The following is a 20,441-nucleotide window of genomic DNA, read 5'->3' on the forward strand; positions in this document are numbered from 1 at the left end:
AATATTGCTAAGTTTGTATTCAAACAAAGACTACATGAGCGAAAAAAAAATATTGACTAAAAAGTCCCTCGATTTTTTTGAAAAATATCTAAACAATGCCTCTCCAACAGGATATGAATGGGAAGGTCAAAAACTATGGATGGACTATTTAAAACCCTATGTGGATACTTTCATCACGGATACCTATGGGTCGGCAGTTGGGGTCATCAATCCCGATGCTGAATACAAAGTGGTCATTGAAGGGCACTCCGATGAGATTTCATGGTATGTAAACTACATTACGGATGATGGTCTTTTGTACGTTATCCGAAATGGGGGAAGCGACCACCAGATTGCTCCTTCCAAATGGGTAAACATCCATACCAAGAACGGTATGGTAAAAGGTATTTTTGGATGGCCAGCCATCCATACTCGGGACAGAAGCAAGGAACAACCCCCAAAACTGGATAATATTTTTATAGATATAGGCGCCAAGGACAAAGAAGAAGTAGAAAAAATGGGAGTTCATGTGGGTTGTGTGATTACCTATCCTGATGAGTTCCATATTCTGAACAAGGATAAATTCGTTTGTCGTGCCATTGACAATCGGGCCGGTGGATTTATGGTGGCAGAAGTAGCCCGTTTACTCCATGAAAACAAGAAGAAATTGCCTTTTGGACTCTACATAACAAATGCTGTTCAGGAAGAAATAGGGCTTCGAGGAGCCGAAATGATTACCCAGACCATACAACCCAATGTGGCTATCATTACGGACGTATGTCATGACACTACTACCCCCATGATCGACAAAAAGACGCAAGGCCATACCGAAATCGGAGCTGGACCGGTTATTTCCTATGCACCGGCCGTGCAGAACAAACTCCGGGAACGTATTATAGAAACGGCAGAGAAGCACAAAATCCCTTTTCAGCGTTTGGCAGCTTCAAGATCCACAGGGACGGATACGGATGCCTTTGCCTATAGTAACGGTGGTGTGGCATCCGCTTTAATTTCATTGCCCCTTCGGTATATGCATACTACGGTGGAAACCGTTCACCGGGATGATGTAGAGAATGTAATCCGACTGATTTATGAAACTGTTCTGAATATTGAGAGTGGAGAAGCATTTAGCTATTTTGAGTAAACATGTTCCAACCCTTCCCTAAAAGGGAGCCATATTTTGTAGCATAACATGGATGAGCTTATTGACATTCTGGATGACATGGGTAACCTAACGGGAAAGACGGCGATGAAGTCCTTGGCCCATGCCAAGGGATGGTTTCATCCTACCATTCACGTTTGGTTGTACACCAAAGATGGAAAGGTCCTCATACAGCAACGCGGCAAGGACAAGGATACCCATCCCCTACACTGGGATGTTTCCGTGGCTGGGCACATTGGTGCCGAGGAAGATATTGAGGTCTCTGCAATCCGTGAAGTGGAGGAAGAAATAGGACTTTCCATTTCCAAAATGGATCTGGAGAAAATAGGTGTTTTTAAATCGGTCCATAAACATCGTAAGGATTTGGTCGATTGCGAATTCCATCACACCTTTTTGTGTGAGTTGAAGCTTCCTTTGGAAAACCTTCAAAAACAGGAAAGTGAAGTTGAGCGTTTGGATTTGATTCCACTAATTCAATTTTCCGAGGAAACTAGGAATCTGGCGAATGCAAAGAAATATGTAACTTACAAAATCGACTATTACCAAATAATAGTAAAGGAAATACGGAAAAGGCTATAGCGAGGCAATAAAATCTTCTATAGAATCAATAGAAAAAGTTTTCTGCTCCCCATTAGCCATATTCTTCACTACAAAAGCGTTTTCTACAAGTTCTTTATCACCGAGCAAGATAACATAGGGTACATTCCGATTATTGGCGTATTTAAACTGTTTTTGGATTTTAGCTCCCGTAGGATATAAATCAGCTTTGATTCCTGAATTTCGAAGCGTGCTAATCAATTTTAGGGAGGCCAGTGCTTCCTTCTCCCCAAAGTTAAGACAGAGTACTTGTACAAACTGTTCCAAGGTTTTAGGAAAAAGGTTTAATTCTTCCAATACCAAATAAATGCGATCCAACCCAAAGGAGATTCCTACACCGCTCACATCCTTTAAACCAAAAATCCCGGTAAGGTCGTCATATCTGCCGCCACCACCAATAGATCCCATTTTTACACCTTCTGGGGGACTTACCTCAAAAATAGTCCCGGTGTAGTAATTGAGCCCGCGAGCCAGGGTAAAATCCAGTGAAAGTTGTGCCGATTGAAGCCCTAATTGCTCAACCATATCTATTATAAATTCCAACTCCTCAATACCCTCTAAACCTTGTTCCGAATCTTTCAATAATGCTTTAAGAATACTCAGCTGTTCCCCTGTATCCCCAGAAAGCGAAAACAAGGGGGCGGCCTTGGCAATGGATTTTTCGGAAATACCTTTTTCCAACATTTCCTTTTTTACCCCTTCCTCTCCTATTTTATCCAACTTATCAAGGGCAACGGTGAAATCTACCAAGAGTTGTTTTGCTCCTATGATTTCTGCAATGCCGGCCAAAACCTTTCTATTGTTCAATTTAATATGAACACCGTCCAGTCTTAAATCGGTAAAAACGGCATCGTATAATTGTATCAATTCCACTTCCTGCAAAAGTGAATTTGCACCGACTACATCCGCATCACATTGGTAAAATTCGCGGAACCTTCCTTTTTGGGGACGGTCTGCCCGCCATACAGGTTGAATCTGATAGCGTTTAAAAGGAAAATCTATTTCATTTTGGTGCATCACTACATACCTTGCGAAAGGAACGGTCAAGTCATAGCGAAGGGCTTTTTCGGTTATTTTTGGGGTCAATGAAGCTGAATTTTTGGTACTGTATGTCCCATCATCAACCTTGCTTAGAAAATCCCCCGAATTCAAAATCTTAAAAATCAATCGGTCACCCTCGTCCCCGTATTTCCCCATCAAGGTCTCGGAGTTTTCAAAGGACGGAGTTTCTATAGGTTGAAAACCAAAGACCTGAAAGTGTTTTTTGATGGTATCAAAAATGTAATTGCGCCTATTGACCTCGGCAGGCGAGAAATCCCTTGTGCCTTTGGGTATACTTGGTTTTTGTGCCATTATAAATTTTTATTCAGACCATGCCTCGGGCATAGACCTGGAAGTCGCATTTTGAAATCTGAACAAATATAATTCTTTACGGCTTGTTACCAAGTTCTTTGATTGTTATGGAATCTTCCGGGCCATCCTTTCAGGTATCCTTATTGGAATTTAAGATTAATCCGAATGGGTTTTTACTTTTCTACCTACGGAGCCTGTATTGCCTTTTCAAACCATTGATACAGCTCACCCCTGGTAATGACAGCTCCTTGTTTTATCAAATTGAATTTATCCAAGTTTTGGTCTTCGGAATAGGCCTTGGATGCGGTGAGGTACTCTACAAAATCTGATTGCCAGTTCTTCTTAAACCAGGAGAACCCTTCTTTAGTGGTTAAATCCGCCTCCGGGTTCATAAGCTTTACGGAAATTAATTTCATCTCTTTTTCCGAACAATGAAACAAGTGCATATGTTGCGCAGAAACATTTTCCAAGTACCCAACCTTGGTCAAAACACCCTCCCAAATAAGATCGCTAAAGATATCCAACTCTTCTTCGGCGACTTCAGGTTTCTGTTCTTTTAAGATTTTCCATTCGTCCGATGTTATGGACTGGGTAGCCAGAAAGTTTATAAATTCCCGATGCAGCTCTTCAAACTGTTGCCTGGTAAGTCTAGAATACTTCATGATTCGCCATATCATAAAAAAGCCTTTCAGTCTTGTACTGAAAGGCTCGTTATTTGCGTTTTTTAACTCTTACTTCTGCTCAGCAATGACTTCAAAAGGAAAATCAACAACTACTTCGCGGTGCAATCTAACTTGTGCGTTATAGGGTCCTGTACGTTTTACGGTACCTCCCTGAATGGCAATGTACTTTTTGTCTATTTCGTGACCTTCTTTCTGAAAAGCCGCGGCTAGATCAACTGTGGTAATAGAACCAAAAAGTTTGTCTCCTCCTCCTGTTTTAGCCGGTATTTTAAGTTCTAGCCCTTTCAATGCTTCTGCTGTCTTATTAGCAGCATCTACAATAGATTTCTCTTTATGCGCCCGTTGCCTTAAGGTCTCTTCCAAAACCTTTTTGGCAGAAGCGGTGGCCATAGTGGCCAATCCATTGGGAATAAGGTAATTTCTACCGTAACCATTTTTTACGCTTACCAAATCGTCCTTGAAACCCAAGTGTTCTACGTCTTGTTTTAATATAACTTCCATCTTCGGTCTCTTTTTATTTTAACAAATCTCCCACATATGGCATTAAAGCCAAATGACGGGCACGTTTTACGGCTTGTGCCACCTTTCGTTGATATTTCAAAGAAGTACCGGTAAGCCTCCTAGGAAGTAATTTCCCTTGCTCGTTGACCAATTTCATCAAGAAATCCGGGTCCTTATAATCAATATATTTAATACCGGATTTTTTGAACCTACAATACTTTTTCTTGGTATTGGTCTCAATGTTCAAAGGGGTCAAATACCGGATTTCCCCATCTTTTTTGCCTTTTGCCTGTTGTTGTAATGTTGCCATTTTCTTTACGCTTTAGCTTTTAACCTTGTTCTTCTTTTTTCTGCCCATTCAATGGCGTGCTTATCCAATCTCACCGTTAGGAAACGCATTATGCGCTCGTCCCTTCTAAACTCCTGCTCGTATGGGCCTATAGCCTCGCCCGGAGCGGTAAATTCGAACAAATGGTAAAAGCCACTTTTTTTGTTTTGTATGGCATAGGCCAATTTTTTGAGCCCCCAGTTTTCCTTGGAGACCATTTTGGCGCCATTCTTAATTAAGAAATCCTCAAATTTCTTAACTGTTTCCTCTATCTGCGTATCAGATAGAACGGGATTTAAAATGAAAACAGTTTCGTAATGGTTCATATGAATCTATATTTTTTAGGAGCGCAAAAATAAGAATATTTAGCACACTTCACAAGAAAACGAAAAAATCTTCGTTATAGACTAACAATCGTTAAAATTGAACTTAACCAAATCTTAAACTATGGTCATTGCCAATTACACAGGATTCCGTACAATGTTTACAACTTTTGTTGTAGTTGAACGGGTTTTTTCAGTAATTTGTCGATGATTTAACCCCACAAATCAACCTTTATGAAATTAAGAAGCATTATTGTTGACGATTCGTCGATGCAGCGAATGGCAGTCGCCAAGCTAGTCAACAACCACCCAAATCTTGCAATGGTTGCCGAATATAGCAATGCGATAGAGGCTAAAAATGGCATTAAGAATAATGAAATCGACTTAATTTTTCTTGATGTTGAAATGCCTATCATCAATGGATTTGACCTACTCGAATCCCTTGAGAACAGTCCTCAAGTAATTTTAATTACCGGAAAACCGGATTATGCCCTTAAGGCTTTTGACTACGACGTTACGGATTATTTGCACAAACCCATTACTATGGCCCGTTTTGATGCTTCCGTAAGACGAGCGGTAGCCAAGTATGAGCAGATGCATAGGGTGAATGAGGATGAGGAGCACATTTTCGTAAAGAGTAACCTCAAAAAGAGAAAAGTTGTTCTTAACGACATTAAATGGATAGAAGCATTGGGAGATTACATTAAATTGGTAACGGATGAGGCCAATATTGTAATTTTATCAACAATGAAATCCTTTGAAAAACAATTGCCCCAAGAAAAGTTTCTACGAATCCATAAATCCTATATTGTGAATTTGGAAAAAGTAGAAAAGTTCAACAGTAAAAATGTTGAAGTAAGTGGCCGATCTATTCCGTTAAGTCGAAACAAGAAGACAGAACTAGCCGAAGCACTGAGCAACGTCTAGCAATTCTACTTTATTACAACATATGAAACCGCCGCTTCTTACCGGAAGCGGCGGTTTTGGTTTATAACCAAAAGTCTCAGTAACACATTCCCAATAGAGTTTGTATCCTATTTGTACATTGATAATTGAGGTTCGATTCCCGGAGATTATGTCGATAGGTTAAATATGGTCCACATTGTAGATTACGCGTACACCTCTATACTGCGAAATGGCATTGAACGACCTTTCTATTTTTTTGATGCTGTCCTTAGTCCGTGAAATTGCCCAGTCCCTATTGATTTTTATCAACACGTTTTTTAGATATTGATTTCGGATCCGGGCCACAGGGGGATATTCGGGTCCTAATACACTTTCGCCAAAAACATTCCTAAGGGACTTGGCAAACCATTCGGTCGCTTCGTTCAGGATGTTGAAATTTTTGTGCTTAAACGTGATTTTGATTATTCTATTGACTGGTGGGTATTTATACAGTTGCCGTTCATAAATTTGTTCGGAATACATGCCTATGTAATCATTTGTGGACACTTGTTTTAAGATTTGATGATAAGGATTATAGCTTTGAATAATGACTTTACCCCTTTTCTTAGTACGTCCTGCTCTACCGGCCACCTGGGTCATTAATTGAAAGGCCCTTTCATGCGCCCTGTAATCCGGAAAATTGAGCAGTGAATCCGCATTCATGATTCCCACCAAGTTTACGTTTCTGAAATCCAATCCCTTGGTCAACATTTGGGTGCCCACAAGAATATCGATTTCCTGCTGTTCAAAAGCCGTGATTATTTTTTCATAACCATGCTTTCCCCTAGTGGTGTCCAAATCCATACGAGCCGTTTTGGCGTTGGGAAACAACTCCTGAAGTTCTTCCTGTATTTGTTCAGTTCCAAAACCCTTGGTATCCAGAGTAGGGCTACCACACGCTTGACATGTTTCCTGTAGCGCCATATGATAACCACAATAATGACAGCGCAATTGCTTCCTATATTGATGATAGGTTAGACTAACATCACAGTTGGGACATTGTGGCGAGTGTCCACATGTGGTGCATTCTACAATTGGGGCATAACCCCTTCTGTTTTGGAAAATGATAATCTGCTCATGGGCATCCAAGGTTTCGGTAATTTCCTCCAATAGACGTTCCGAAAAATGTCCTTTCATTTTTCGTTTACGAGTTTGCTCCTTTAAATCTGTCAATTCAATATCCGGCATAAGAACATTACCAAAACGTCTGTTAATACTGGCATAACCATATTTATGGGTCTGTACATTGTAAAAACTTTCAATACTAGGTGTAGCAGAACCCAAAAGGACATTAGCCCCATGAAGGTTTCCCAATACTATCGCCGCATCCCTGGCATGATATCTCGGTGCCGGATCAAATTGCTTAAAGGAGCTTTCATGCTCTTCATCAACGATAATTAGGCCTAAGTTTGTATAGGGGAGAAACAAGGCGGACCGGGCACCGATTATAATTTGGGCCTTTGCTTCCATGGACAACACATTGTTCCAGACCTCTACGCGCTCGTTTAAGCTATATTTGGAATGATAAACCGATACTTTTTCACCAAAATAATCCCTTAACCTAGCTATAAGCTGTGTGGTAAGGGCAATTTCCGGCAAAAGATACAAGGCTTGTTTTCCTGAAAGAATACTTTGCTCTATCAACTTTATGTAGACTTCGGTCTTGCCCGATGATGTTACGCCTTGTAATAAGCTGACTTTTTGTTCCTCAAAACTCTGCAAAATATCATCCAAGGCGCTTTTTTGGATTGGGTTTAGCGATTTTATTTCTGAATTTCCATCGTTCCCTTCATAGACCACCCGATCCGTACGTATAAAATATTCTTCCAAAACCCCTTTTTCTACCAATGCCTTGATTACGGCTTTAGAGCTATTACTAGCTTTTTCCAAATCGGTAACTTTTATGGGTGCCTTTTGGGTGGCCTGAAGCTGAAATAATGCTAGCACTACCTGACTTTGTTTAGGTGCCCTGGTAAGCGATGCCAATAAGCCTTCCAGTTTTTCCTCGGAAAGATGTTCATTGCCAAGTCTTACATAGCGAACCAATTTGGGTCTATACTGCTGATAAACTTCTTCTTTTAGAAGGATGACATTTTTCTTTAACAATCGGTTTAGAATGGGCAGTACCCTTTTTCGATCTATAATGGCAGCTACCTCATTGGCCTTTAATGAGGATTGGTGTTGCAATGCTTCAAATACCAGAAACTCATCGTCCCTAAGGTCATTCTCATTTACTTCGACATCTTGATTTTTCAAAACCAATGTTTCGCTTTCCAATAAAAAGGCACTGGGTAAAGCGGTTCTAAAGACCTCGCCTAATGTACACATATAGTAGGCGGCGATCCATTTCCAATGTTGTAACTGTATTGGATTTACTATGGGCCGTTGATCTAATATTTCATGAATTTCCTTGGCTTCATACACTTCTGGAGGGGTAGTATGAATTTCATAGACCAAAGCGGTGTATATCTTGGATTTTCCAAAGGGTACGGTTACCCGAATTCCAGGTGTCAACCATTCGGCTTCGGCTTGGGAGATTCGATACGTAAAAAGTTTTTCTAAAGGAATCGGTAAAACTACATTGATAAAGTGCTGCATAGTACCATCGCCTTCTATCCTTCAACCCTTACCCAAGTCTGGGTTCGGTATAAAAATGCCAAATAACCGCGCACCTTTAGTTCATCCCCATTTTTCGGGTTCAACCAAATTTTACACCTAAAGGTCATTCCCTGCTCAGGATCGAACAAGGTCTTGCCTTTCCATTCCCCATCCGTATTCTTCTTAAGGCTATCTATGATTTTCATTCCTATGATGGGCTTGTCCTTCCGTTCTCCATCACATTTTATACATAGGGCGTCCTCCTTGCCTTCCTCCAGAATCTTGATAATTTTTCCGTGCATCAATCCATCCTTTTCATAAATATCAATAACGGCCTTGGGCTTTCCCGTTCTATCATCAATGGTCTTCCATTTTCCGAAGACACTTTGGGAACTTGCCACATAGTAGGAAAACAAGTAAATGCCCATCATAAAGAGTCTTCTAATTGCCATTCTTTTCATAGTTTTTTCTTAGGGAATTCAGAGAAGCGTTCAATTCAAAGCCAAGTAGCAATATATTGGAATTTAACCATATATATACCATTAAAATCAACAATCCGCCTAAAGCTCCGTATAATTCGTTATATCGGGCAAATTTTTCCACATAAACCCCGAATAAATAGGAGGTTAGAATGAACAATAAGGTAGTCATAAGGGCTCCAGCCGAGAAAAAACGGGCTTTTTTTCCTTCTGCTGTACCAAAGTAATATAGCGTGGCTACGGTTAAGTAGGACAAAATAATAAAGAACAAAAATTTAGCGATCTGGACCCCCATAATATCGTCCTCCTCTAAAACATAGCCCCCGGTCCTCGCCGCAAATTCGTTTAGATAGCCTAAAACATAAACTTCAAAATAGACAAATGCTACAAAACCCACGATTATCAGAATAGATAAGATCAAACCTACCATCAAAGCATACCCATATTGCCTAATAAAATTACGGGTAAGGTCTACATGATATGAATTTTCGAATCCTCCAAAAATGGCATTCACCCCATTGGCCATTAAAAAAATAGAAATCAAAAAAGCAGAGGACAACAGCCCGCCCCGTTTTTGATCCTTGATCTGTTGATAAATCTCCCCAAAGTACTCACCGGTTGCCGTGGGAAGGAACGACTCCAGAAAAGATAGGAACTCGGTATCAAAATCGGCATTTCCCAAACTGAGATAGGAAACCAAAAAAGGGACTAGTGTTACCATAAAAATCAAAAGGGGAAATAGGGCCATAAACAGACTAAATGCAATGGCGCTGGCACGGGCGGAAAGCGCTCCCTGGAAAATCCCGACAATGTACATTTCTATGAGATCGTATGAAGAAAGCCCTTCAAAGCCAGGAAGCTTTATATGTTTTAGGAGGACCGCCAATTTATTGATTATCGGAATCTTCTCGATTTTTTCCTCAATTTCCAACGACATCTATACTGCTTTTAGGCTTAAATCCATATTATGGACCGAATGGGTCAAGGCCCCCGAGGAAATATAGTCGACCCCGCATTCGGCATATTTACGAATGGTGCTTTCGTTTATACCTCCAGAAGATTCAGTAAGACAATTATTTCCTATGGTAGCAACTGCTGTTCGCGTATCTTCATAATTAAAGTTGTCCAATAAAATTCGATACACCTTTCCAGATTCCAAAATTTGGTTTACTTCCTTCAAATTTCTGGCTTCCACAATGATTTTTAAATCCCTCTCCGTTTCCTTTAAATAGGCCTTGGTCTTGTGGATTGCCTGAGGTATGCCTCCAGCAAAATCTATGTGGTTGTCCTTGAGCATTATCATGTCATACAAGGCAAATCTGTGATTCTCCCCTCCCCCTATTTTTACGGCCCATTTTTCAAGAGCACGAATACCTGGAGTGGTTTTTCGTGTATCCAAAATTTTGGTCTTTGTGCCTTCCAACAAATCGACATAAGACCTTGTCTTAGAGGCAATGGCACTCATACGTTGCATTGCATTGAGTACCAATCGTTCTGCTTTTAAAATGCTTTGTGAACTTCCAGAAACATAAAATGCAATATCTCCATATTTTACCGTCGACCCGTCCTGTATTAAAACCTCTACTTCCATTTCCTTGTCCACAAAAGAAAAAACCCGTTTGGCAAAATCCACACCGGCTAAAATACCAGTGTCCTTTACTAAAAGTTTGGCTTTACCTTTAGCTGAATCTGGAATACAGGCCAACGAACTATGGTCACCATCGCCCACATCTTCTCGGATGGCGTTCCAAATGATAATTTCCAACTCTTTTTGAAACTGTTCTTCTGAAATCATTAAGGAAAATTTGGTTTGGATAAAATTAGTGAAATGTTTTTTGGGTATTTGATTTAAGTTCCAAAATGGATAAATGAATTTTAAGTTATACTTTCAATCTCCAGCCATTACATTTGCAACGTGAAAATTAAACTCCTTGTCGTCGGGAAAACCGACAGTAAGCCACTGCTCCAACTAATTTCCGATTATGAAAATAGGTTGAAACACTATGTGAAATTTGAACTGGAATCCATTCCTGATGTAAAGAATGCCCAAAAGCTATCAGAGTCACAACAAAAGGAAAAAGAGGGCGAGGCCATTCTAAAAAAATTAAGCTCCACCGATATTTTGGTTTTATTGGATGAAAAAGGGAAGACCTACACTTCGATCGAATTCTCGGAATTCCTACAAAAAAAAATGAACTCCGGGATTAAACAATTGGTTTTTGCTGTCGGTGGGCCTTATGGTTTTAGTGATGCTCTGTACCAAAGAGCCAACGGAAGCATCAGTCTTTCCAAAATGACATTTTCACATCAAATGGTGCGTTTATTCTTTATTGAACAGATATACCGTGCTTTTACAATTTTAAGGAACGAACCCTATCATCACAGATAAGTCCTTCTCAATATAATACCCTAAATTTAATGGTATGTTCTACCTTCTTTAGCGCCTTCATTACATCTTTATTGTATTCCTTGTCCAAATCGGTAATCACATAACCTACCTCACTATCTGTAGAAAGATATTGTCCTACGATATTCATTTCGTACTTGGCCAAAACCTCATTGATATGGGCCATGATACCTGGAATATTTTTATGTATGTGCAAAAAACGGTGTGCGTTGTTCTGTTTCGGCAAACGAATATTAGGAAAGTTGACTGCATCCACACTATTACCCGAGTTGATGTAATCCATAATCTTATTGGGTACAAAATCGGCGATGTCCCTTTGGGCCTCTTCCGTACTTCCTCCAACATGGGGAGTTAGAATCACATTTTTAAGCCCTTGTAGATCTGTCTTGAACTCGCCATTGCTCCTAGGTTCTTCGGGATACACATCTATTGCCGCACCTGCCAATTTTCCGCTCTCGAGTGCTTCGGTAAGTGCGGCAATATCAATAACAAATCCACGGGAAAGGTTAATGAGCATGGCCCCATCCCGCATCTGATTAATTTCACGCTCACCAATGAAGTTTTTATTCGCTTGATTGTCATCAATATGTACCGTAACCACATCGGAAACGTTCAAAAGGTCCTCTAGCGTATCACATTTAATCGCATTACCTAAGGCCAATTTATCCTCTATGTCATAATAGTACACCCGCATACCAATAGCCTCGGCCAAAACGGATAATTGCTTACCAATATTCCCGTACCCGACAATGCCCAAATTTTTTCCTCGGACTTCCCGGGAGTTTACAGCGGTCTTGTTCCATTGGCCTTGGTGTATCTCCGTACTACGTGGAAAAACATTTCGCATCAGCATAATAATTTCGCCTATGGCCAATTCCACCACGGAACGCGTATTGCTATAGGGTGCATTGAAGACAACTACGCCCTTCTTTTTGGCATAGTCCAATTCTATTTGTTTTGTCCCAATACAGAAAGCGCCAACGACCAACAATTTATTGGCTGCATCCAGAACCCGTTTCGTAACTTGGGTCTTGGAACGAATTCCAAGGACATGGACGCCCTTTATCTTTTCTACCAATTCCTCCTCACTAAGACTGTGTTTTACCAACTCTACAGAAAAACCATCCTCAGAAAGGTTTTCAAAAGCGGCTGGATGAACATTCTCCAGCAATAGGATCTTGATGCGGTTTTTGGGATAGGATATATTCCTGGGTAAATCGTTTACAAACAAAAATTCGTCCAAATTAGGTGCAATATGATCTGCGTTGCTAGCCGCTTTCTCCCTGTGTACATTCTCAGTGTACGCAAAAAACTTATGGGCTATTCCTGCTTCCCTCATCACATAATCGCTATATCCATCGCCTATTACTTGTACCTCTCCATCCAAATCCAATTCCTTTAGACACTCTATCTTTCCGTTATGGGAGGACAGCACGTTGGTTTCATCAAAACCAATAATACTTCCAGATTCGTCAAATTTAAAGGTGTTGGCATATACACGATCGGAAGGGATATTGTATTCTGCAACAATGGGATCTATAAATTCCTTAAAACCACAGGAGATGACATAAATATCATCAGAAAACTTTTCAAAAAACTCTTTATTTGATGCTATGGATTTAGAGATTTTTTGACGAAGTTCTACCACCAATCCATCTAGGTCGTCCTTTTTTGCATTTAGAAGTTTAATGCGACGTTCCAAGGACTCTGTAAAGGAAATATCCCCGTCTATTCCCAAATTGGTGATTTCCTGAATCTTGTTGACGATTTCCTCCCGATCCGACCTTCCTTGTAAAGTCATTTCGGCCAGGACATCCAATGCCTCTACCCTAGTAAGGGTACTATCAAAATCGAAAACATATTTTCGGCCCATTCGAAAACTTTTAAATAAATTAATGGGCAAAAATAAAGATTAATTTTGTCCCGTTGGGAAGAACCGGAAAATAAAACAAATTGCGCCTAGTTTTGTATAATTTCATTATCGTATTCGCCTTTTAAAACACTGCCTTTATTGAATTCTTGGCTCATCGATAAAACTAATCTGAGTAGTTGGAACAAAAGTTTTACTTTATCAACTTAATAAGAAAACCCAATACCTTTACTTACCAACTTGTTGTATTTGACCTTATCAAAACAATAAAGGTAGGGCGCTTTGTTGGCGGCACCGGTCAATTGCTTCTCTAAACGGATAAAAATTCCCAAACTCAACATTTTTCGTTGAAAATTGCTGCGCTCCAGTTTTTTCTGCAATAGGGCCTCATAAAGCTTTTGAATATCTTGCATAGTGAATTTTTCGGGCAATAAAGAAAGGCCAATAGGCAAATAATTCAGTTGGATCCGGAGGTGTTCCAAAGCTTTTTCAATAATTTGTCCGTGATCCAAGATCAATTCGGGTAAATCATCAAGAGCTTTCCACTCACATTTTTCACTGAGGAAGTCAGGTTGAGGATGGGTCTTTCTAATGTCAGTGAGCGCAAAATAACCGGTTGTAATAAATCTACCCTGAATCCAATGGACAAAACTAGGATTGTCAATTTCCAATTCCCTAAGCATCTCTTGGGTTCGTTTTGCCTGTATAACTCCATTCATTTGCGATCGCTCCCTGCTTCCAAACGTATAAAACTGATTCAAAAAAATAGATTTTAAACCTGTTCGTTCCTCAAGAATTCGGTGAGCTGCCTGATCTATGTCCTCATCTTTTAGAATAAACCCTCCTGGAAGAGACCATACATCTTTATTCTTCCATTGCAATAGCAAAATCTTTAATTGTTGATTTTCATAACCCAGAATAACACAATCGATAGAGTTTCCGGGCAGGCAATCATTGACTAATTGGGCAACGTGTTCATTCAGTTCTTGATTCATGGAACAAATGTAAATTTTTATTGTGTCAAAATAGTACAATAATTCTCTTTTTCGTAATATTGTGTCAGAATAACAAAATAAGAATAGAGATGAAAAAATTCCTCAAAATCCTGAAGTATGCCTTGTTATCCATCATCGGTCTTATGCTCATATCGGCATTGATCGTATACATCAACATGTCCAACTCATCAAAGAACAATATGGCCCTGTTGGGTGATGAAGCCCCGACATTAACTAAAAACGGTGCCACTTTTCGAGATTTGAACAAAAATGGAAGATTGGATATCTATGAAAGTCCTACTGCAAACTTGGAGGAACGGGTAGACGATTTGGTTTCCCAAATGAACTTGGAAGAAAAAGCCGGTTCCATGTTCGTTACCATGATCGGTACCACTCCTGACGGCGAGCCTATGGAAACCCCTATTCTCTCTACTGAACCACTAAATCTAATCATGTCCTTGGTACTACCCTCAAATTCGGAGATGATCGCTAGAAAGAAGATGAACAGTTTTAATATTCTAGCATCGTTGGATGCGGATAAAATGGCCAAATACAATAATACCATTCAAAAAATGGCCGAGCGTACACGGCTTGGTATTCCAATTACCATTGCAACCGACCCAAGACACGGTACAGAGAATAATCCGGGCGCTTCATTGTATACCCCTTCTTTTTCACAATGGCCAAGTTCTCTGGGGTTGGCGGCGACAAGAGATACCCTGTTGGTAAGGGAATTTGGTGATATTGCCCGCCAGGAATACAATGCCGTAGGTATTAAAGTAGCCTTGCATCCAATGGCCGATCTGGCCACGGAACCACGCTGGGGAAGATCTAACGGTACTTTCGGGGAAGACGCCCATTTGTCAGCAATGATGACCAAGGCTTATGTTTTAGGGTTTCAAGGCGACTCCTTGGACAAAAATAGTGTAGCCTGTATGACCAAACATTTTTCGGGAGGGGGTCCGCAAAAAGATGGTGAAGATCCACATTTCCCTTATGGAAAGGAACAGGTATATCCAGGCAATAATTTTGATTATCATGTCATCCCCTTTACCGAAGGAGCCTTTAAAGCCAATACGGCCCAAATAATGCCGTATTATGGAATTCCTGTAGACCAGACCAGTGAGAATGTAGCTTTTGGTTTCAATAGGGATATCATCACAGGATTATTAAGGGATTCCTTGAATTTTCAGGGTGTGGTATGTACGGATTGGAACATTATAACCGATTCAAAATTAGGTGAGGGTCGTGCTTGGGGCGTCGAGGATTTAACAGTCAAACAACGGGTTAAAAAAGTATTGGATGCGGGTTGCGACCAATTTGGAGGTGAAAACATACCCGAGTTAATTGTTGAATTGGTAAATGAAGGTCTTATTCCGGAAAGTAGGTTGGATGTGTCCGTGAAGCGCATTATGCTGGACAAGTTTCGTTTGGGCCTTTTTGACAATCCTTATGTAAATCAGGAAAAGGCAAGTGAAATAGCCGGTAAGGAAGAGTTTCGCAAGAAAGGGCTCATAGCACAAAGTAAAGCAACGGTTCTGCTTAAAAACAAGGAGCTATTGCCTTTAAAGAAGGGAACAAAAATCTATGCCGAGGGCATGTTGACCCCTGAGGCACTCAATACCTATGGAACTTTGGTAAACCATCCAGATGATGCCGATATTATTCTCTCCCGGATACGGACTCCGTTTGATGAACGTAACGAATACTTCCTGGAAAGCTTTTTTCATCAAGGAAGATTGTATTATACGGAAGAGGAGAAAAGGGAAATCCTAGACCTAATCTCCCAAAAACCATCTGTAGTAGTGGTCAATTTGGAACGCCCGGCGATATTAACGGACATAGCGGAAGCCAGTAATGTCCTTTTGGCCGAATTCGGCACGAGCGATGAAGTCTTGGCCGATATTTTATTTGGGAAGAAAAGGCCCATGGGTAAACTTCCTTTTGAACTGCCCTCGTCATGGGAGGCCGTAAAGAATCAAAAAGAAGATGTACCTTATGATTCCAAAAAACCCCTATATCCTTTTGGTCACGGTTTGAGCTATTAATTTTAGCCATATCTTTAGAAAGGACATCGGTTGTTCATTTCTCAATAATTACTTATGAAATTTGACAGAACAGGAATCATACTATTTACGATAAATTACGAACAATGTGTACGTTTCTATGAGGATGTTCTCGGTTTGCCAAAGCTTTTTCAAAAAGAAAAACTTACCTGTTTTGAGTTTGGGGAATCCTATTTGATGGTTGAAGTGGAAGACGAATACGTAGGTCCGGAAAGTATGGATAACCGAGTAAAAACCTGTTTGCGGATGAATGTCCAAAATGTCAAATCTTTGGTAAGACAGCTTGAAAGCCTAAATATTCAAGTAAATTACCAGGAGCATTCATGGGGTACCATTGCAAAATTCCATGACCCAGATGGCAATTTATGTGCATTCAAAGACTCCGAAAAGTTTGAACAACAAATTTTGGATTATAAAAATTGAGGTGTTGTCCATCAATTCTCTTTGCTAACAATGTCTTTTATAAACTCAACTTCTTTTTGGGAATAGGGCTCGCCATCTTGCCGTAATATGTCGTGATGCCATATTTTAGGCTCTGATGTAAAGGTTGAATCCCAGCTCTTCCAAGGATAAATCGTATTACTTTTTCCTGAGACAAAACCCCAATTTATGGCCGCTATTTTATTTTCCTTTAAGATGGGCATCACACTTTCAAAAGTATTTCCGGTTCCCCTTGCTACATATTCCGTACACAGAAGTGGTCTCTCATAATGCTTCAATAAGCTTATTTTTTTTTGAACATCATTCATATCGCCGTCATAAGCATGGAAAGAGACCACATCCGAATTTTCGATCATGTATCGATCTACCTCAGGTAAACTGTCCAAGTGACCCCAATGGTCAATATTGCCTCTCCATATTCCTGTGGTCAGAGGTTGTTTTGGGTTTACCTCCCTTGTCCATTGAAATACCTTTTTTAAAAGTGCCAAGGAGTAGTCATGTTTATTCTTCACTTCCAAAGAATCCCTACCTGGCTGGCTGGCTACATTATCAGGCTCATTGTATACATCCCAGACCAAGACCCTGTCATCCGTTGCAAAATGCTTGGTGACGCCTTTTATATAGCCTTTCAGTTCATCATGTCTTGTGGTATCGCCTAATATCTCTGCCCCAGGTGCCTGTACCCAACCTGAATTGTGGACATGGGGAACCGGTTCGGGCTGTTTGCCCAATTTAGGAATAGGGTGCCAAACATCGTCCAAGAGTACAAACATCGTTTTAATACCATATGAATCGGCTATTCTCAAATAATCGTCAAGTCGTTTCAAAAACCCGACGGAATCTTGTTCCCATAGTAAATTATGTAGATATACTCTATGCAAGTTCATTCCTAGGTCAGCGGACCACTTCAACTCACGATCAATAGTTTCTGGATCAAAGGTGTCCTCCTGCCAGAATTCCAACTGGTTTATGGAGGTGCTTGGATTAAAATTGGCCCCAACCAACCAAGGTTGTTGATCGTACCACTTCCAAGCTTTTTCCTTGGACCAGCGCTGGGCTATTTCTTGCGGGGTCGGTTCTGGTTTTGTTTCCTTCTTCTCAGCACAGGATAAAATAAAAAGGGCTAATACGGCCAGGAGTATTCTTTTCATAATTCTAAAATTTTATATAAATAATTCCGGTTACTATGGCAATACCGAAGCTCAATAAGGTCCCTATCAAGATGTACTCGGTAAGCTTTCTGCTATTGCTGTCCTTTAAATCGTTAAAACGAAAAACGGATTTTGCGGTTATCAGTAGGCCTATGACCTCCCATCGGCCTAGAATAATAAACGCCAAAACGAACAATCGCTCTATAATGCCAATATATTTCCCTGCACCAGGAAGGGATTTGTGATCCAGTTCGATCCTATCCGACATTCCTTCTAGCAATTTGCCCATGATAATGGCCGCCGGATAGCTGACAAAAACTATGGCCGTAAGCAAGGCCCAGTCAATTTTTTCCAATAAAAAAATGGTTTGCCCGATTAAATTTCCGGAATATGCACATATATACAGAACTAGAATGTGCAATGCCTGATCCATAAAAAAAGGAATGCTCCTTAATTTAAAAAAGGGATTGGTATACAACTTGGCCAGATCAATAAAATAATGGGATATAACAATGGCCAATACAAGTTTCCAGTATTGAAAATCCCATAACAAGAACATGGTAACCACAAAATGAACCAATACATGAACATAAAGGTACTTGGAGGTCACTTTGTTTACCTCCTTATGAATCACCCATCTATTGGGCTGTAATAAAAAATCCCCTATCAAATGGGCCAATACCAATTTTATAAAAAGAATCATGATCGTAGCTCTTTTACAGTTTGTGTATAGTATTCCAAAAGTTCATACACCAAATCCAATCTGGCCCTTTTTTGGCGTTGGCTTACCGCAGATTGTTGAATATTAAGTTGCTTGGCAATTTCTTGCTGCGAAGTCTGTGGGTTTTGCAAGGCCAAAGCCACGATTTCTGCCGAAACCGTACTCCAATCATCCATGAAATCCAAAGCTAATTTTAGCATTAAGTTCAACGTGCGGTCGTAAAATTCATGGCCAGTAGCAATAGTTAAATTGGTTTTGTCTTCCTTAAGGGATTCGAAAGTCCTACCCGAGCGTTGATATGCCGGGCCGTTGGATTCACTTACCCGATTACTGGCATACGTTTCAGTACCCAAGCCTATACCCATACGAACATCAAGATTCTTTATAGCTTTAATCAATGCCTTTATATGTATGGATATTTCCAGTGCCCGTTCTTCCGAAACCCTTAACTGAAACTCATCACCCCTATAGATTTCCCAGTCATAGGGAGACTTGCCCAACTGTAATAGATAGTCTTTTAGAACACCCATCCACTCTGAGGTTTCATGCTCTTCCGAATTTATGATATCTCCTGTGATTATTGCAATCATATCTATATAAGCTAAAATGCTAATATATGAAAATATAAGTAGATTTGCTAATATTTAAAAATATAAGCAAAAAAGCTTATATGATAGCGGTATAAGTGATTCCACTTATATCAGAACCATCGGCGCACATTGATACAGTACCGGCTATATTCTTTTCCAAAAATCTTGAGCAACGCTTGCTCCTCAGGTATGATTTGAAATCGGTTCATATAGGCTACAAATCCAGCAGCGACCAAAGTATTAAAAGCATTGCCCAAAAGTAGGCCCAAAGCCAAGAGCAATAATAACATGGCCAAATACATTGGGTTTCTAGAATATTTGTAGAGTCCGGTTACTACCAAAGCCGAAGCCTTTTCAGGATTTGAGGGATCCACTGTGGTCCTTGCCCGATAAAACTGGAATATGGCCAAAACCGTAATAATAATGGCCATACCCAATAGGAAACTTATCAAGTACTCACGTCCAAAAAAATCAAAAGAACCAAAGGTCAGAAATTTGGTCACCAAATACATTAACAGTCCAAAGGATAAAAAGACAAGAACAGGCGGTACTTTCAGCTTCACAACAAATAATTTTCAGAAGGCTAAAATTAGTATTTTTGAACTTATGCGAATAGTATTTGCCACACATAATCCAAATAAAATAAGAGAAGTACTTCATTTACTACCAAAACATATTGACCTTTTGTCCCTCACCGACATAGGTTGTGTTGAAGAAATTCCGGAAACAGGACAGACCCTTGAGGAAAATGCCCTATTAAAAGCACAATATGTTGTTCGTAATTATGGACACCCATGTTTTGCGGACGACACAGGACTCATTGTAGATGCCCTAGATGGGGCCCCCGGGGTATACTCAGCCCGATATGCCGGAACAAATAAAAATGCCGATGCAAATATGGCCAAGCTTCTTTCGGAAATGAAAAAAAAACCAAACCGTTCGGCACGGTTCAAAACCGTTATTGCTTTATTCCTAGAAGGAGAACAACAGCTATTTACTGGAAAAGTAGAAGGTGAAATCATACATGAAAAAAAAGGCGAACAAGGTTTCGGTTATGATCCTGTTTTTAAACCTGTGAATTTTGACAAAACCTTTGCGGAGCTTCCCCTATCAGTAAAAAATAAAATTGGACATAGAGGAAAAGCCATCCGGAAATTGGTGGATTATCTAAAGAATATAGACAATACTACGGAATAAGACGCGCTAGATTGTCGTAAAGGTATTTGTCGTACCTGGTACACCAAAACCATTG

General features: G+C 40.1%; 22 protein-coding genes. 7 read left to right on the forward strand and 15 right to left on the reverse strand.

Going from position 1 to position 20,441, the window contains the following annotated elements; translation table 11 throughout:
• Positions 1–34 precede the first annotated feature (34 nt).
• Together D7Z94_RS11610 and D7Z94_RS11615 are read left to right on the forward strand one after the other, a co-directional pair.
• Positions 35–1,123, forward strand: a complete 1,089-nt coding sequence (locus D7Z94_RS11610) for a M42 family metallopeptidase (protein WP_120711704.1) — start codon at positions 35–37, stop codon at positions 1,121–1,123.
• 48 nt (positions 1,124–1,171) lie between these two features.
• Complete coding sequence (locus D7Z94_RS11615; RefSeq protein WP_120711705.1) at positions 1,172–1,720, forward strand: NUDIX hydrolase; 549 nt, start codon at positions 1,172–1,174, stop codon at positions 1,718–1,720.
• Here the strand turns inward: D7Z94_RS11615 and hisS are convergent.
• From hisS to rpsF, 5 genes are all read right to left on the reverse strand, one after another.
• Entirely contained in the window at positions 1,715–3,091 is a 1,377-nt protein-coding gene (gene hisS / locus D7Z94_RS11620; protein WP_120711706.1) for a histidine--tRNA ligase, read from the reverse strand. The two genes, D7Z94_RS11615 and hisS, sit on opposite strands and share 6 nt — an antisense overlap.
• Positions 3,092–3,276: 185 nt before the next feature.
• A complete protein-coding gene (locus D7Z94_RS11625) occupies positions 3,277–3,753 on the reverse strand; it encodes a DUF6495 family protein (RefSeq protein WP_120711707.1) in 477 nt (158 codons plus the stop codon).
• A gap of 69 nt (positions 3,754–3,822) precedes the next feature.
• Entirely contained in the window at positions 3,823–4,275 is a 453-nt protein-coding gene (gene rplI / locus D7Z94_RS11630) for a 50S ribosomal protein L9 (protein ID WP_120711708.1), read from the reverse strand.
• A 13-nt stretch (positions 4,276–4,288) separates the two neighbouring features.
• Positions 4,289–4,585, reverse strand: a complete 297-nt coding sequence (gene rpsR, locus D7Z94_RS11635) for a 30S ribosomal protein S18 (RefSeq protein ID WP_100868856.1) — start codon at positions 4,583–4,585, stop codon at positions 4,289–4,291.
• A 5-nt stretch (positions 4,586–4,590) separates the two neighbouring features.
• Positions 4,591–4,929 carry a 30S ribosomal protein S6 gene (rpsF, locus tag D7Z94_RS11640; RefSeq protein ID WP_120711709.1) on the reverse strand — a complete coding sequence of 113 codons (339 nt, stop codon included), beginning with the start codon at positions 4,927–4,929 and terminating at the stop codon, positions 4,591–4,593.
• 231 nt (positions 4,930–5,160) lie between these two features.
• Here rpsF and D7Z94_RS11645 point away from each other — a divergent pair, with 231 nt between their 5' ends.
• Positions 5,161–5,853 carry a LytR/AlgR family response regulator transcription factor gene (locus tag D7Z94_RS11645; protein ID WP_120711710.1) on the forward strand — a complete coding sequence of 231 codons (693 nt, stop codon included), beginning with the start codon at positions 5,161–5,163 and terminating at the stop codon, positions 5,851–5,853.
• Positions 5,854–6,012: 159 nt separating this feature from the next.
• On the opposite strand, the gene priA is transcribed toward D7Z94_RS11645, so the two are convergent.
• The 4 genes from priA to nadC are packed head-to-tail and all read right to left on the reverse strand — an operon-like array spanning position 6,013 to position 10,743.
• Positions 6,013–8,469, reverse strand: a complete 2,457-nt coding sequence (gene priA, locus D7Z94_RS11650) for a replication restart helicase PriA (RefSeq protein WP_120711711.1) — start codon at positions 8,467–8,469, stop codon at positions 6,013–6,015.
• 14 nt (positions 8,470–8,483) lie between these two features.
• The gene (locus tag D7Z94_RS11655; RefSeq protein ID WP_317125777.1) at positions 8,484–8,921 is read right to left on the reverse strand and encodes a DUF2147 domain-containing protein; all 438 of its coding nucleotides are present in this window, start codon (positions 8,919–8,921) and stop codon (positions 8,484–8,486) included.
• Positions 8,911–9,885, reverse strand: a complete 975-nt coding sequence (locus D7Z94_RS11660; protein WP_120711713.1) for a YihY/virulence factor BrkB family protein — start codon at positions 9,883–9,885, stop codon at positions 8,911–8,913. Before D7Z94_RS11660 ends, D7Z94_RS11655 begins: the two co-directional genes overlap by 11 nt.
• Positions 9,886–10,743: a carboxylating nicotinate-nucleotide diphosphorylase gene (gene nadC / locus D7Z94_RS11665; RefSeq protein ID WP_120711714.1), complete on the reverse strand. Its 858-nt coding sequence runs from the start codon at positions 10,741–10,743 to the stop codon at positions 9,886–9,888.
• 120 nt (positions 10,744–10,863) lie between these two features.
• Here nadC and rlmH point away from each other — a divergent pair, with 120 nt between their 5' ends.
• Positions 10,864–11,337 carry a 23S rRNA (pseudouridine(1915)-N(3))-methyltransferase RlmH gene (gene rlmH / locus D7Z94_RS11670; protein WP_120711715.1) on the forward strand — a complete coding sequence of 158 codons (474 nt, stop codon included), beginning with the start codon at positions 10,864–10,866 and terminating at the stop codon, positions 11,335–11,337.
• A gap of 7 nt (positions 11,338–11,344) precedes the next feature.
• Here the strand turns inward: rlmH and serA are convergent, their stop codons facing one another.
• Both serA and D7Z94_RS11680 read right to left on the reverse strand, forming a co-directional pair.
• Complete coding sequence (gene serA / locus D7Z94_RS11675; RefSeq protein WP_120711716.1) at positions 11,345–13,228, reverse strand: phosphoglycerate dehydrogenase; 1,884 nt, start codon at positions 13,226–13,228, stop codon at positions 11,345–11,347.
• A 203-nt stretch (positions 13,229–13,431) separates the two neighbouring features.
• The gene (locus D7Z94_RS11680) at positions 13,432–14,220 is read right to left on the reverse strand and encodes an NUDIX hydrolase (protein ID WP_120711717.1); all 789 of its coding nucleotides are present in this window, start codon (positions 14,218–14,220) and stop codon (positions 13,432–13,434) included.
• A gap of 89 nt (positions 14,221–14,309) precedes the next feature.
• Between D7Z94_RS11680 and D7Z94_RS11685 the strand changes: the two genes are divergently transcribed.
• Together D7Z94_RS11685 and D7Z94_RS11690 are read left to right on the forward strand one after the other, a co-directional pair.
• Positions 14,310–16,268 (forward strand): glycoside hydrolase family 3 protein, encoded by a 1,959-nt coding sequence (locus tag D7Z94_RS11685; RefSeq protein WP_120711718.1) that lies wholly within the window; start codon positions 14,310–14,312, stop codon positions 16,266–16,268.
• 54 nt (positions 16,269–16,322) lie between these two features.
• Positions 16,323–16,709 carry a VOC family protein gene (locus tag D7Z94_RS11690; protein WP_120711719.1) on the forward strand — a complete coding sequence of 129 codons (387 nt, stop codon included), beginning with the start codon at positions 16,323–16,325 and terminating at the stop codon, positions 16,707–16,709.
• Between the two features lie 11 nt (positions 16,710–16,720).
• On the opposite strand, the gene D7Z94_RS11695 is transcribed toward D7Z94_RS11690, so the two are convergent.
• From D7Z94_RS11695 to D7Z94_RS11710, 4 genes are all read right to left on the reverse strand, one after another.
• Positions 16,721–17,878, reverse strand: a complete 1,158-nt coding sequence (locus tag D7Z94_RS11695) for a glycoside hydrolase 5 family protein (RefSeq protein WP_120711720.1) — start codon at positions 17,876–17,878, stop codon at positions 16,721–16,723.
• A 4-nt stretch (positions 17,879–17,882) separates the two neighbouring features.
• Positions 17,883–18,581: a DUF3307 domain-containing protein gene (locus tag D7Z94_RS11700; RefSeq protein ID WP_120711721.1), complete on the reverse strand. Its 699-nt coding sequence runs from the start codon at positions 18,579–18,581 to the stop codon at positions 17,883–17,885.
• Entirely contained in the window at positions 18,578–19,189 is a 612-nt protein-coding gene (locus D7Z94_RS11705) for a SatD family protein (RefSeq protein WP_120711722.1), read from the reverse strand. Before D7Z94_RS11705 ends, D7Z94_RS11700 begins: the two co-directional genes overlap by 4 nt.
• A gap of 110 nt (positions 19,190–19,299) precedes the next feature.
• Complete coding sequence (locus D7Z94_RS11710; RefSeq protein WP_120711723.1) at positions 19,300–19,752, reverse strand: methyltransferase family protein; 453 nt, start codon at positions 19,750–19,752, stop codon at positions 19,300–19,302.
• A gap of 43 nt (positions 19,753–19,795) precedes the next feature.
• On the opposite strand from D7Z94_RS11710, the gene D7Z94_RS11715 reads away from it, so the two are divergent.
• Positions 19,796–20,386 carry a non-canonical purine NTP diphosphatase gene (locus D7Z94_RS11715; RefSeq protein ID WP_120711724.1) on the forward strand — a complete coding sequence of 197 codons (591 nt, stop codon included), beginning with the start codon at positions 19,796–19,798 and terminating at the stop codon, positions 20,384–20,386.
• Positions 20,387–20,441 lie beyond the last annotated feature (55 nt).

This window comes from Ulvibacterium marinum (genome assembly GCF_003626755.1).
Classification (GTDB): Bacteria; Bacteroidota; Bacteroidia; order Flavobacteriales; family Flavobacteriaceae; genus Ulvibacterium; species Ulvibacterium marinum.